Source organism: Fibrobacter sp. UWB11 (assembly GCF_900143015.1).
Lineage (GTDB): Bacteria > Fibrobacterota > Fibrobacteria > Fibrobacterales > Fibrobacteraceae > Fibrobacter.
In genome coordinates this window covers 138,958-153,315 of record NZ_FSRT01000001.1, presented here as the reverse complement: position 1 = coordinate 153,315, position 14,358 = coordinate 138,958, and the positions used below count along the sequence as shown (strand labels likewise).

The window sequence follows — 14,358 nt, the reverse complement described above, 5'->3', positions numbered from 1 at the left end:
GCTCGAAAGCCGGGACCTTTGCAAGATTTATTTAAAGACTACTTAGATTCCGTAGTATCAACCACAGGAGAGTCAACCACTGCTATGGTAGTATCATTACCAGCAATAGAGTCAATCTTCACAACAGTAGTATCAACATCGATAGGGACAAGAATCTTAACCGAGTCCTTTTCTTCTTGCTTTTGTTCTTCCACCTTCACTTCGTATCGCGGGATGTTAGAAATTCTGAGTTGGTCGAAATCACCGGAAGTCGTCATCGAAGAATGTTGACCCGGGCCTTCCATGCAGCACCAAGACTTATAACCGATCACAATGAGATTTTCGAATTCATACGAACGGGTAGACGGAGCATAACCTTCAGCATGAACCTTACTTGCAACCATTTCGCCGTTGACCCAGAGGCTCATGTAGCCATCGCCCCACTGGCCGGCAATCAGGTTCCAATCCTTCTTGAGCGTAACAGCACCCTTAACATAGTAATGGATGTCCGGATGATTCTTCTGGAAAATGAGTTCGCCGTTCTTCACAAAGAAATGGAGACGGGCACCATCGTTACCGAGAAGAGTACGTGCAGTATTCAGGTCGAATTCGTCACTCGGGCGGAACCAGAATTCTACGGTACCAGCAGCCATTTCATCAATCAAGTTGATACCCGTCTGGATGTTTTCGCCATCCTTCAAGGAAACCGCCTTGCCGCAAACACCATCTACCAACGTTCCTGATTCATAATCGGATTCAAGTTCGTCCAAATAGAGGGTATTGTCGTCCATCTTAAGAGCTGACGCCTTGCAGGTTCTTTCTTCTTCCTTCTTCTCTGGTACTACTTCCGGAGTCTCCTTCTTTTCCTCCGTAGTATCCTTAGCAATCAAAGAATCCGGCAAGGCGTAACGAGCGATATTCGAAATACGGAACTGGTCGAAAGAACCCGATGTCGTCATAGATTCGTATTGGCCCGGACCTTCCATGCAGCAACTGGACTTGTAACCAATCACCACGAGGTTTTCGAACGGAATGGCGCGCTGGGCAGGCACATAACCCTTATCGTGCTCCCAGTAACCGACAAGTTCGCCGTTCAGCCACAAGCTCATGTAGCCGTCTCCCCACTGACCAGCGATCAAGTTCCAGTCATCCTTCAACGCAGCCTTACCGTTTACATAGTAATGCTGGTTGTGATGATTCTTCTGGAAGAATAGCTCCCCTCCCTTGTAGAAGAAATGGATTCTGGCGCCATCGTTGCCAAGAAGCGTTCTTGCATTCTTGTCAAAGAAATCTGCGTTCGGGCGGAACCAGAATTCGACTGTTCCAACACTCATAGAATCAATCAAATTCACGCCAAGCGGAGCAACCTGACCGTCGCTCAACTTGAGAGCCTTACCGCAAACACCTTCTACCTGTTCACCTTCGTCAAAGAGGGTTTCAAGTTCGTCGAGATAACGCGTGTTATCGTCCATCTGGAGAGCAGGGGCTGCGCAACGAACGTTAGAACGTGTCGAAACGCCAATAGCCGGGGCACCTTCCTCCTTTGAAAGGGAATCGAAGTAACTGGCGATACTGCCACGTTCATCGATTCGAGCCCACATCTGCTTCACATCATTCTTCATGTAAACACCGTCATTTGTGGTTTCCGCAAATGGGGTCGAAGAATTGGACTCGGAGCATCCAACAACGAATGCTCCCATCGCTATCAGGGAACCTGAAAGCCATTTAACCATTTTACCGCTCATATTGTCTCCTTTTTTGCTCCTACAAGCTTTTCATTTTCTTTACAAAAGTGAAATTATCAATTAATTCTACAATTGGCAATTTTTTATCCGCTCTATTTATGTATATTTCAGTTTACAAAAGCCTTTTTTAATCATCATGATACACTAAGCCAAAATTTTATGACATTATGATACACCTGTATTGTATATCATGAACGAAATAATGTAATTTGCCATCGTACAAATAAGTTCTACAGACCGACAAGAATCCTTAAAATGATCAATACTGCCAACGATACCGCCCATAAAATTGCCCATAAGGTTGCAATAGACGCCCGCATGGTCAACAAGTCCGGTATTGGCACATGTATCCAGCATTGGCTCAAGGATGTGGGCTACAATATTGCCCTTGGCGACCCCAAGGAACTAGAACTTTACGACAACGTTCCAAAGCACATTCCCTTTATCAGTAGCATTTACGGCTACAAGGAACAGCTGAGATTTCCCTACCGAGCACTCTACCGCGAAAAGCCCGAAATATTGCATGTTCCGCACTGCAACATACCGTTATTCTACCGCGGCAAGATGCTAGTGACCATCCACGATCTCACACATTTAATCTACCCCGAATTCTTGCCTTTCAAGCTAGTCCATCTCTACTTTAAGTTCATCTTTTGGTTTGTAAGCAAACGCGCCGACAAGATAATTACCGTTTCAGAAAGCACAAAACGCGACCTGTTGCGGTTCTACAAGATGGATGAATCCAAGATAACGGTTATTCCCCTTGGCGTTGGCAAGGAATTTGTCAAAAAAACGCCTAGCGAAATCGACTACCTGTACGAGAAATTCAATATTCCCCGCGACAAGAAAATCTTGCTCTACGTCGGGAATCTGCTCCCGCACAAGAACCAGAACACGCTCTTGGAAGGTTTTGCCCAAATGAAAGGCAAAGAAGACTGCAGGCTAGTGCTCGTCGGGAAGGCTTTTGATGGTCGCTCCAAAGAGACTTGCGAAAAAGAACTCGGAATCGAAAGCCTCACAATCCATGCGGGAATGGTTTCGCAAGAAGACTTGGTCAGTTTTTATAACCTCGCCGACCTCTTTGTATTGCCCTCGCTGTACGAAGGGTTCGGTCTCCCAGTGCTAGAAGCGCTTGCCTGCGGAACTCCCGTCATCTGCTCCAACACATCGTCGCTCCCCGAAGTCGGCGGAAATGTCGCCAAGTATTTTGACCCGAAATCTGCCGAAAGCATCGCCCGCGCCCTCGAAAATTCCATTGATGACAAGGGCAAATACGATGCTGAAATCAAGGAATGGGTCAGCAATTTTACTTGGGAAAAATGTGCCGAAAAAATTAGGCGAGTCGCCACTGAACTCGCCGAATCACATAAATAGCTCCAAAAACGCTATTTCTTGAGTTTTGTCAAGAATCCGTACTGGAACGGGATAAAGTAAGAATGGCTCAACAAGTTCGGCATGAATTTGAGCTGCTTACGGATACCCACAATACGTTCCACTTCAAGACCGTTTTCTTTAGCAAAGCGCACAAAGCTTTTTTTGGTCCAGAACGTCTTGTGGTTGATATCGAGAACGCCAAGCGCATGTTCGCCTTCATCCGGCTTGAAGTAGCGGAAATCCCTTGTAATAATAATCTTGAGGAGATTTTCGATGCAAATAAAGTTCGGAAGCGACACAAGAATATGGCCATCCGGATTCAAGTGCTTTTTGCAGAAATTAATCAAGTCCACCGGATCATTCACATGTTCCAGAACATCGCACATGACAACCAAGTCAAACTTGCGGTCTTCGGTGTACTGCTCGTAGAATCCATGATGATATTCATTGAATCCACCGGGAACCTTGTCAATGGTCTGCGCATCGGTACGTTCTTCGGGCTCAATGGCGACCTTGTAAGAATCCTTGGGATAGATAACATAATTCATTCCGGCGCCAGCCCCAATTTCAAGGACGCTCTTGGCATCTTGGGGAACAAGCGTAGCTACATCATAACGAATCTTATTGCGATACATAAAAACCTTTTTTCTTAAATATAAATTTTTATAGGCAAAAATGCTATTTTTGTGGACAATGGCAACCGATAAGACAGGTACAAAGCTCTTTGTCAAGCGAATTATCCAACTTCTTGTAAGTGTTGGTGGTTTTGCCTATATATTCTACAAAATTCCTATAAGTGAAGTCATAAAGAACTGGAATATCGGCATGACCCCGTGGATAGTAGCCATGCTGGTTGCCGCCACGCTTATCATGGCCATTCAGGCAAACCGCTGGAAAGGGCTTTCCGTGCAAGGTCCAGAAATCCCGTTCAAGACATACTACGCCTACACCGCCATGGGGTACTTTTTCAACAACTTGCTCCCGACCGGATTTGGCGGCGATGCCGTAAAATCACTTGCATTCGGGAAAAAGTTCAATCAAACGAGCCAATCCGTTTCCGCAGTATTGCTCGCCCGCATACAAGGCCTGCTTGCAATGTTCCTTTGCTTCTTTATAGCACTCCCGTTTGCGCTAAACAAGGCAGAAATCCCGTTCAGCTACACCTTGACTATGACCATCGCGACCCTCGCATGTATCATATTCATTTCGCTCTGCCTATTTTCGGACAAGGTTCCCATTCCGCAAGTAATCACAAACAAGCTTAAATTCATTACAAAGCTTCAGCAAAGTCTGTCTTTATACAGAAAGTGTAAAAAGCAAGTTTTGCTATCCTCTTTAGATTCCTTGTGGCTACAGTTATTGACTTTATTTATAGCCTATGCCTATTTCCGTGCCGTCGGAGTCGACATCGACATCAGTATTTTGGTCGTTTTCACAAGCATCACCACGGTCGTATCGATGCTTCCGGTTTCTTTAAACGGAATCGGAGTCCGCGAAGGCACTCAAGTTGCGTTATTCACAGGAATTCTTGGAATTCCGGCTCCTGTCGTTTTATCTGCAGGGCTATTAGGTTATATTCCATTGCTATTCCAGGCTGCGCAAGGTGCAATTGTACTTTTGGCCCGTAAAAAATAAGCTGTCTACAATAATCAAAATAAAATCTCTCAAAAAAACTCTAGTTCTGTAACAATAATTTTGTATATTATTCTGCAAAAAGAAGGAGAGTTTCTATGAGGAAATCCAATAAACTTGTTGCACTTGCTATTGGAGCATGTTCATTCCTGATGGGATGTACCGACAGCAACCCTACCATTGGACAGCCGGCCGACACGCCTACCACCCCTACATTCAGTGCTTTTAGCTGCCAAGAAGTCACAGACGCTAGTGTCGCAGCACAATTAGAGAGTGCAAAATCAAGCATCAAGGATGTTTTGGAAGAATTGGGTGACAACAACCTCAAGAACGCTCAAGCCATTAGTGCCCAGACCAAGAGCACATTCAAGTCTGTTTTGGACAAATACCCTGCAAACTGCGAAGCACAACTCGGTTATGCATTGAGCATCATTACCGACTTGATGAACAACACCAAGATCAAGTCCTTTATCGACACGGTTACCAACAAGGTGAACATCGCCGATATGGGCGTTGAAGATTTTAACCAGCTCCTTATCGCAGGCGACGGAAAGCACCTTACAACCATGGGCCAAGAAGCTATGGCATCGGCCATTCCGTCCTTGGATTCCGCCATCATTTACTTGAAAAACATCGTTGGCGATGACAACTTCGTCTGCCACTACAAGATTGGCAACAGAGAACTCGAGCTCGACCGCGGTGAATTCGCTCCGGCACTTGCCACCATGTTCGTTGCCAAGGCAGTACTCACATTCGGCGCAAGCCTTAACATTGACATTTCTTCAAACGGCAAATACGACTGGATGACCGATGCCGACAAATACAACGGCGACACCAAGGTCTTTGCAGACTATGTCATATCCCTCATGGACAAGGGTAGCTCCTTCACAACTGTTTACGACAATTGGAAACCGCGCTATAGGGACATCCCGAACTTGCTAGATTCCGCAATTCAGTTTGTAGAAGTAGGCCTCCAGTACGGCATCGACGAATCCAAGAACGGCATCAAGACACAATTGAACGACCCGTACATTGTCGGTGATGACGAAATGTCCGACGTAAGCGCACGCGATTTCCAGAAAGCAATCGACTCTTTGGAACACTACCGCAAGGCACTCCATACCGGTGTTGAAATCACACTCCCGGCAGGCTCCAAGATTACGGTAAACATCGCCAAGTTCTTCGAGATTACTGACGGCTGGCAAGATTACCTCCCCTACCACAAGTTCAATGACTACTCCGTTTGGAACATTCCTGCAGAAGGTTTCTATTGGGCACCGCAACTTTGGGGCGGAGATACTTACGCCGAATTTGAAATCAACAAAGCCGTAAGAGCACAAATAGAAAAAAGTACAAAAGTCGATTACTTCTACGGTGACTTATATACACGTGGATATTCAGCGGGCACTGCGGAATACTGCGCCGATGCTGAATTCAACGATCATTATGTCTATCAATGCTTCTTTGCCAAAGCAACCAATTGCACAGTCACTTTCGAAGCTACAGACAACTACTATCATGGCAACGATGATATTTCCATCTTAAAGACCCTTGCTCCGGTAACTCTGAATTCCTCCGTTTGCAAAATTCAAGATGGAGTTCAAGTATTCGCAATCCCCTATGACGAATATATTCCTAACGTATTCTACTTTACCGACCCGGCAGGCAACAAGACAATCTCTATTCAAGGCTTGCTGAACGGGAAAGTTTCAGACGAAATTATAGCCAATGCAATAGAAACCAACAGAAAGGCAAAATTCTATAACTACACGCTTGATGAAATGCAGAACTTCATCTTCTTCCCCGACATCACCGTTGGCGGTGTTTTCCCGGGCATGACACAAGAAAAGTTCTGGCAAATTTTCAAGACAGAATCTCGCAGTAGCGGTATCGACTGGTAGTGAGAAGCTCAAAAAAAATTTCCCTTGTAATTGGGCTTGCTGCAAATTTATCATTTGCAGTAAGCAATTCCGGGCTCGCCGATTGCGGCGGGCTTTTTTTGCTACACCTGAGCGACAAGCAATTTTCAACACAGTCCTGTAACATCAGGGATTCTCTCAAAATCGATAATTACGGTGTCTATGCTTCGTTCCAACATTCGGCAGTCCAAGGACGATACACCGACGAATGGAGCATTAAAGGCAAGAATACACAAAACATCGTTACCGCTGGATTCGAAGGAAACTACAAGTACATCTCTTTCGATGTGAACATCAATAGTTTCCCGGCAGCCATGGCAACTCTCTCGTACCACCCTAAAGATTCCCTTTTTAAAGTCAAAGCAACTTTAGCAGGCGGAGCCATCGAACTCGGAAACATCAGCTGGATTCCCGATGATAAAACACAAATCGTCAATTCCATTTCTGCAAACTGGACAAGCCATGTTCTTTACGGAGGACTTTCTGCCGAATATAACATTGCGGCACACCATATAAACTTATCAGGTGGCTACCTGAAAACAATTCCCCACAATCCGGACAAAGACTATTACGTGAGGGATTCCGCAGGCGTTCTAATCATGAATGCAAACTACGGGTACGATTTCCACAATTCGCGCCTTGATGCAAGTTACACATTCGCAAACGCGAACGCAACACTTTACGGGATTTACCACAACGAAGAAAGCCGCAAGCGGTTTATGTACATGCCGCTAGATGCGACTCTCCACAAGCTAAACGCTAGATGGGAATGGGAAAAAATCCGCACACGCCTCGAATACTTCCACCTCGCGGGGAGGTTGAGCAGCAACCCCAATCGTTTCTACGAAACGCTTGCGCCCAACCGGGCGCTCCCCGCTTCAGTCATCAAGGGTCTCTCGTTCGCCTTTTTGCAAAAGACATTCCGCGTTGATGCCGACTTGAGCACAACCGCATTACTCGGCGGTGGCTCATACCGTTGGAACCTCGGCAAGCGCTACATATTCACACCAAACGTCGGGCTCGATTTCTTCGGGATCAAAGGTGACCTCGACATCGACAAGACCATCGAAACAACGCGCCTTGCCACCATCAACAGCTATAAAGAAAAAACATTCAGGGAATTGAGCGCCATCGGAACAGTCCTTACCCTCGAATGTGAAGTTCGTAAAGAAGGGCCCGTAAGTCTCGCACTCGTTTATGGAGTCTCGCAAATCATCCCGTTCTACATCGACTACAAAGACCAAAACTCTAACAAGAGCGCAGAACCAGGAACGACAACACCGTCGGGACAATCCGGAAACAGCCAACCAGGAACGCAAGCAGGCAAAGACAAAGCCGGGTCCCTGGAGGGAGGCCTCTCCGACCTGCTGTTCCGCAACGGCTTTGCCACGCATCTCGGAATTTCCGTCAGGTTCTAGTCCCCGCTCAGGTCGGGGATGACAAGAAAAGAATCGTCGGGGAAGACAAAGCAAGGACCTGTAAGCATACGAAAAAGGCCCGCGCATCCGCGGGCCATTTCACATTCTGCAAAAGAATTATTCCTCAGCGAGAGCTTCCTTGTATTCATCGACGGTAGCGATATATTCGTCGATCATATCCTGCTTGGAATCCAAGTGAGCCAAGATCTTTTCGAGGTGGTCCTTAGAGAACACGGTCTTGAGCTGGCGAGAAGCATGACCCTTGTAGCCCCATTCCTTGAGGATTTCGTCAGTCACCACGAAAGAGTCGTCGAGAGAGACAAAGCGCATCGGACCATAGACAGCCCAGTTGTGTTCCATCTGCATGCATTCCGGTTCTTCCATTTCCGGGTTTGCCATGTAGCGCTGCACGTGACGGGTACGCACATCCTTAATCTTATCGATACGCATGTAACCCATGATGAGGTACTTGTTGCGCATTTCGGAATCGCTCAAACCTTCGTAACGTGTACCGAAAAGAATGTAACGGCTCTTGCTCTTCACAATCGTGTTAATCGCCTTCACATTGTAGCAGCTCATCAAACCATAGGTGCTGGTTTCGTAGTTCGGTTCATAGAGAAAACCTTTTTCATTTTCATTCAGCTGGTCGCGTACAGGCATTTCGGACTGATGGCTAGTTTCAACATAAAGCAGGCTACCGGCCATGTTGCCACGGTAGTCTTGCCAACCCTCAAGATTGATCTGTGTTTTCGGCATTTTATAAATCCACTCAGTTTAAAGTTCGAAAATTAAAAAGAATACAAGCGGACCGAGTACGGTTCGTCAGTAACAACCATTAAAATATAATTTATGGATTAAAAAGTCAACGACTCCGCACAAATATCTTCCATTCCAAAGCGAAAAGCGCCTTTTTTGAAAAATTCTGCGGTATCCGTTGTCAAATATTTAACATTTCCACCTTTTGAAAGGCGTTTTTCCATGTCCACATGTCTTTTCAGGTAGTCAAGAGTCTTATCGGCGACGATATCTCCCTGGACAACCAGGCGAACGTGCGGTGGAAGTGCGGCCCGAATTTCGGATTCGAGGAGCGGGTAGTGCGTACAAGCCAGCAAAACCGTATCGATTTCGGGGTCTTCCGCCAAAAGCTGGTCTACGTCCTTTTTCACAAAGAACCGGGAGCCTTCAGTCCCTCGCTCGCCATATTCCACCAGCGGCACCCACATCGGGCAAGCATGCTGTGTCACATGCAGTTCCGGGAAAAAGTGGCTGATTTCAAGAACGTAGCTGTTCGAAGACACCGTCCCTGCCGTTGCAAAAATGCCAATATGCCCCGTTTTGGAGAACTTGCCGATTTCTTCGGCGGTCGGGCGGACAATACCCAACACGCGACGGTCCGGAAACTCGACCGGCAACACCTGCTGCTGGATGCTGCGGAGCGCCTTTGCCGATGCCGTATTGCACGCGAGAATCACCAACGGGCACCCACGATGGAACAATTCACGCACGGACTGGAGCGTGTAGCGGTAAATCGTCTCGAAACTGCGGGAGCCATACGGCGCACGCGCATTATCCCCCAAGTACAGGTAATCGTACTGCGGTAGCGTGTGGCGGAGCTTCTGCAGAATGGTCAATCCGCCAAATCCAGAATCAAAGACGCCGATCATAAGCTTCTTCCATTTTGCTGCGGACATACGGGAGCAGTTCATGACGCGGGTCCATTGCATCACCGCCATGAGTCTTCTTGAATTCAACCGTATCTATCGGTTCAAGGATTTTCACATTCACCGGACGGTGCTTGCACCCTTTGCGGTGCTCCCAAGCTTCATCGGAACCTCTCGTCACAATAGGCAATATAATGGCATTCGCTTCAACGGCAAGTCTAAAGCAACCGCTCTTGAAAGCAACCATTCCCTCGCGCTTGCTGCGAGTGCCTTCTGGGAATATAAACAGTCTCGGCATTTTACCCGACTGTACCGCCTTCTGGATAATTTCGGCGCCGCCGCCTTTTTCTCTATTAATAAAGACACAACCGAGCTTGTGCATCCAGAAGTTCAAAATCGGGATGCGCTGCAACTGCGTTTTCGCAATAAAACCCACCGTACGCTGCAAAGCAAGGAAAGCAATCGGGATATCCAGATAAGAGCGGTGGTTCCCCATCACAAACACTGGGCGAGTCCAATCCACCTTGGCAAGCTGCGCCTGGTCTTCGATTGTCAAATCCACACGAATTGCCTGCATGCAGAACCATGAGAATTTCTGGACCTTCTCTTCAAGCCAAGTATCCAAGTCCTTGCGGCGGAAAACATACATGAACGCAATTTTCACAATATACTCAAGCATAAAGAGGAGTATTCTTGCGGCAGCAAATATTCTAAATAAAATAACAGGCATATCAATCTCAGCTTTTGAACTTTCCTTGGGCAAAAAACGAGACCGCTTGAGTTTCGTCAGGCGCCCTTTCCAATACCTACGTTTGCAATATAGCAAAACCAAGAAAGATTCAGCCCGAGTCACCCCGACGTAGAACAATCGACGTTCCTCGTCCAGCTGTTTTTTGCGTTGTTCGCGCGATCCCGAGCATGTTCCCGGCGTAAGCCCCTCGGACATTCCCGCATAATAGACCACGGCATACTGGAGGCCCTTGGACGCATGGACCGTTTCGACATGGATTCCGTCTTCGACGGGTTCGCCGCCATCCAATCCCTCCCCCGACAAATGTTCCATATCCCCAGCAATCGGAAGGCAAGCATCGCGAAGCGCTTCTTCGTAGTATAGGCGCTGCCTATTATAGCGTACTAGAATTGCAAAGTTTTTCCATTGGAGGTCATAGCTTTCGCGAAGCAATTTGATACTCGTGATAATTTTTTGCATTTCCTCGACAGGATTTTCGCTCACCCAAATTTCAGGCTCACGGTTTTCCTTGAAAATGGGTGAACCTCCAGAGCCACACATGTTACCCGCCCGCAAGACTTTCCGCAAATGGATGGGTTTGTTTTCAAAAATCTTATTCGAAAAATGTAAAATGTTTGCGACCGAGCGGTAATTCCATTCCAAACGGATAAGCGAGCTCTCCTTGAAATCATCGCGGAATCGGTTTATGTTTCCAATGTCAGCCCCACGGAATCCGTAAATGGCTTGGTCATCATCGCCCACGACAAAGAGAGACTTGCGATTTCCGAGCAAAGCCTTGACAAGCCTGTACTGCGACGGATTGATATCTTGATATTCATCGACAAGAATTTCGGACCATTGATTTTGAAAATACGCGCGCGCCTCCTCGTGATTTTCGAGCAAGTTTATCGCCTGATAAATAAGGTCTTCAAAAACAACTTGACCCGATTCCAAAACACGATTACGCAATGGCTCAAGTTTTTTAATAAGCGATGAAGGATACGCGTCTGAAAAAAGTTCTTCACGCGAGAACCGGAACTTTCGACCGCCCACTTTCGCAAGTTCCTGCATAAAGGATTTGTCGGCAGCCTCTGTCGGCACAGGCATTTTCTTGAACCCAACAAGCTCGTACGCAGGGCAAGAACATTCTTCACTTGTCATCCCGGATTTATTCCGGGATCGCCCCTTTTCATCACGTATAACAGAATCACAAGAATCAAGTTCACTTCGGCGTTGCTCAGTGAACTTAATAGGTACTTTCGACTTGAGAATGAACAGAGCGAGCGAATGGAACGTACAAAGTCTTACGCCCGCATTCGGGAACAACTTTTGCACGCGTTCCCGCATTTCGGCAGCAGCCTTTGCCGTAAAAGTAAGCGCAAGGATTTTTTCCGGTTGCACACCGCACAAAATACGATACTGGATTCGCTTGGTCAAAACCGAAGTTTTTCCCGAGCCCGCCCCTGCTAAAATTAAAAGTTGTCCATTCTTTTCATGATCGTGCAACACCGCTGCACGCTGGTCGGAGTTCAGCCCGACCAAAAGATTTTCTACATCCATAGTAATACATACTGAAATTTGTCATGCCCGTAAAAGCGCATTGTCATGCCCGGCACCGACCGGGCATTTCCTTTCAGTGTTGGCACTCCTTTTAGTGCCTATTCATATAGCAAATGATATAGAAAACGGATATAAGAAATTATGGATCCTATCGCATCGGCCTTACGGCCTTGCTCCAGGATGACCATTTGTGGATTCTGCCGACACAGGTTTTTGCCCCATCAAGAATATGACAGCTCCGAACAAGCTCAATATCAAACTTACAAAATAAGCGAGCAACTGAATCACTACCGATTCAAGACCGGGCACGCCAGCACGCGCAAAAAGCGACTGTGCCAAAAATTCACGCGGACCAAACCCGCCAATCGAAATCGGGAGCGCGCTCACAATTGCAACAAGCGGAATGTAATAGAAATACCACGACATCGAGAGATTCACGCCAACGGCAATTCCGCAGAAGAAATGGACAAAAATGCGAAGCGACTGCGTAACCATCGAAAGGCAAACAATATTCATCCAAAGTTTCTTGGAGCGGAACTTCTGGAATCGTTCAAACATGCGCAACAAACGCGTCTCAATTTTTTCGGGCAAGACCTTCCCTGCCATGCGGCAAAAGAATCGACCAATGCGACGACTTAAAAGTCCCGCAAACATCACACAGAAGCCCATGAAAATCCAAACCGAGGGCCACATGAACGCACGTTGTTCCGGGTCATGCACAAAGAACAATACACCGACTGCAAGCGCAAATAACGTAATAAAGAAAAGACCGAACAACCTATCGAACACCGTTGCAGTAAAGCCTGCACCAACGGTATCTTGACCGCCCTGCACGCGAATGTCATAAACCTTCTTGGCATCGCCACCGACGTTTCCCGGCATAAAGTTATTGAAGAACAGCCCCACATGATAAAGCTTGAGTAGCTGTCCATACTTCATGTGGACGCCCTGTTTTTCGAGCAGCAACTTCCACTGGTAGCAAGCCGTAAAGTTAGAGACCGCAAGGCAAAGGAGCGCAAGCACAAGCGGGAACACACTGTTGTTCTTGAACAAGTTGGAAATGTCGTCGACACTCCATTCTGGGTCACTCACAATGTTTCGATAAACAAAGTAAGCAGGGACAAGAGTAACCACCAACTTTAAACAAAAAATAATCAGCGACTTGAGCTTCGGATTCAATTTCATTTTCGTACGCCACCCTCAACCGTACGTTCCAACAATTCTAAAGTTTCGCGAGCAGACTTTTCCCAGCTGAACGTGAGCGCATAACGCTTGGCATTTCGACCGAGATTTGCATGCAATTCAGCATCGTCATAAATTTTTTCCATTGCAGAAGCGCACGCGGGCGCATCTCCCGACGGGAACAGAATTCCCGTCTCGCCGTCACGGACGCTATCGCGCAGTCCCGGCACATCCGACGCAATCGTCGTCTTGCAGAGCTGCGCCGCTTCCATCACCGTGAGCCCCCAGCCTTCCTTGTAGCTCGTCTGCAACAGAGCGAGCGAAGACGAAAGCAGTTCATACTTGCGAGCAACAGGAACAAAGCCAGTCAGTTCCACCTTGCCATCCAGGCCGTGCGATTGAATCCAAGCCGGGAGCTTTTTCAAAAGCGGACCGCCGCCCACAATTTTCAACTGGACTTCGGGATGTTTCTTCGAAAAAATTTCAAACGCTTCAAGCGCCGTCCAAATACCTTTGTAACGGTGCACGCGCGAAAGCCAAATGAAATACGGGCTCCGCGCACTTTCGCCAGCCGCATTTTCACGAGAATCCGCGGCACTTGTCGCGAGCGGCGCAGTCACCGAAGGCATTTCCGAGCCGTTATAAATCACAGAAATTCGACTTTCGTCCACGCCGATTTCTGCAAGTTCTTTCTTGGTACTCGGGCTCACAACAACAAATGGTTGCGTGCGGTAAAAGAACGGAATGATGCGTTCAAAGAACCAAACGCCAAACGCAATCGGGAAAAGCGCTTCGGAGAAAATCGACTTTCGCCACAAATGATGCATCTGCACCAAGAGCGGCTTACGGACGAACCAGTGGGCAAAGACCGGTAACTTGTTCAAATCTTCAACAACAACGTCAAAGTTGAATTCACGGTCAAGCTTTTTCAAATTCAGTGCCACCGTGAGCTGGAACATCAAATCGCCGCCCTTGCGGACAACCTGAATTCCATCGACAATCTCGCGTTCCTTTGCCCCCGGGAACATCGTCGTAAACAGGACCACGGTGTGGCCCATTTCTACAATCTTAGAGAAGATGCGATGCAAATGCTTTTCGGCGCCACCGGCAGCCGGATGCATGCGATCCCGATAATTTACGACGAGGATTTTCAAGCAA

At 47.3% G+C, this 14,358-nt stretch carries 11 protein-coding genes; 4 read left to right on the top strand and 7 right to left on the bottom strand.

From position 1 onward, the window contains the following. Positions 1-38 precede the first annotated feature (38 nt). Positions 39-1,724, bottom strand: a complete 1,686-nt coding sequence (locus BUQ91_RS00805) for a LamG-like jellyroll fold domain-containing protein (RefSeq protein ID WP_074207792.1) — start codon at positions 1,722-1,724, stop codon at positions 39-41. Between the two features lie 255 nt (positions 1,725-1,979). On the opposite strand from BUQ91_RS00805, the gene BUQ91_RS00800 reads away from it, so the two are divergent. Next, the gene (locus tag BUQ91_RS00800; RefSeq protein WP_074207791.1) at positions 1,980-3,098 is read left to right on the top strand and encodes a glycosyltransferase family 4 protein; all 1,119 of its coding nucleotides are present in this window, start codon (positions 1,980-1,982) and stop codon (positions 3,096-3,098) included. An 11-nt stretch (positions 3,099-3,109) separates the two neighbouring features. Here BUQ91_RS00800 and BUQ91_RS00795 read toward each other — a convergent pair whose 3' ends face one another. Then, on the bottom strand, positions 3,110-3,733 hold the full coding sequence (locus tag BUQ91_RS00795) for a class I SAM-dependent methyltransferase (protein ID WP_072827619.1): 624 nt from the start codon (positions 3,731-3,733) through the stop codon (positions 3,110-3,112). 58 nt (positions 3,734-3,791) lie between these two features. Here BUQ91_RS00795 and BUQ91_RS00790 point away from each other — a divergent pair, with 58 nt between their 5' ends. From BUQ91_RS00790 to BUQ91_RS00780, 3 genes are all read left to right on the top strand, one after another. Further along, the gene (locus BUQ91_RS00790) at positions 3,792-4,733 is read left to right on the top strand and encodes a lysylphosphatidylglycerol synthase transmembrane domain-containing protein (RefSeq protein ID WP_074207790.1); all 942 of its coding nucleotides are present in this window, start codon (positions 3,792-3,794) and stop codon (positions 4,731-4,733) included. Positions 4,734-4,828: 95 nt separating this feature from the next. Beyond that, complete coding sequence (locus BUQ91_RS00785) at positions 4,829-6,631, top strand: hypothetical protein (RefSeq protein ID WP_074207789.1); 1,803 nt, start codon at positions 4,829-4,831, stop codon at positions 6,629-6,631. Then, positions 6,631-8,067 (top strand): hypothetical protein, encoded by a 1,437-nt coding sequence (locus BUQ91_RS00780; protein WP_074207788.1) that lies wholly within the window; start codon positions 6,631-6,633, stop codon positions 8,065-8,067. Before BUQ91_RS00785 ends, BUQ91_RS00780 begins: the two co-directional genes overlap by 1 nt. 117 nt (positions 8,068-8,184) lie before the next feature. Here BUQ91_RS00780 and BUQ91_RS00775 read toward each other — a convergent pair whose 3' ends face one another. The 5 genes from BUQ91_RS00775 to BUQ91_RS00755 all read right to left on the bottom strand — a co-directional run bounded on the left by BUQ91_RS00775 (position 8,185) and on the right by BUQ91_RS00755 (position 14,354). Continuing rightward, positions 8,185-8,823, bottom strand: a complete 639-nt coding sequence (locus tag BUQ91_RS00775) for a hypothetical protein (RefSeq protein ID WP_072827623.1) — start codon at positions 8,821-8,823, stop codon at positions 8,185-8,187. A gap of 98 nt (positions 8,824-8,921) precedes the next feature. After that, on the bottom strand, positions 8,922-9,731 hold the full coding sequence (gene murI, locus BUQ91_RS00770; protein ID WP_072827624.1) for a glutamate racemase: 810 nt from the start codon (positions 9,729-9,731) through the stop codon (positions 8,922-8,924). Further along, positions 9,715-12,018 (bottom strand): UvrD-helicase domain-containing protein, encoded by a 2,304-nt coding sequence (locus BUQ91_RS00765; protein WP_074207787.1) that lies wholly within the window; start codon positions 12,016-12,018, stop codon positions 9,715-9,717. Before BUQ91_RS00765 ends, murI begins: the two co-directional genes overlap by 17 nt. Before the next feature lie 162 nt (positions 12,019-12,180). After that, positions 12,181-13,203 (bottom strand): lysylphosphatidylglycerol synthase transmembrane domain-containing protein, encoded by a 1,023-nt coding sequence (locus BUQ91_RS00760; RefSeq protein WP_074207786.1) that lies wholly within the window; start codon positions 13,201-13,203, stop codon positions 12,181-12,183. Next, positions 13,200-14,354: a glycosyltransferase family 4 protein gene (locus BUQ91_RS00755; RefSeq protein ID WP_074207785.1), complete on the bottom strand. Its 1,155-nt coding sequence runs from the start codon at positions 14,352-14,354 to the stop codon at positions 13,200-13,202. Before BUQ91_RS00755 ends, BUQ91_RS00760 begins: the two co-directional genes overlap by 4 nt. Positions 14,355-14,358 lie beyond the last annotated feature (4 nt).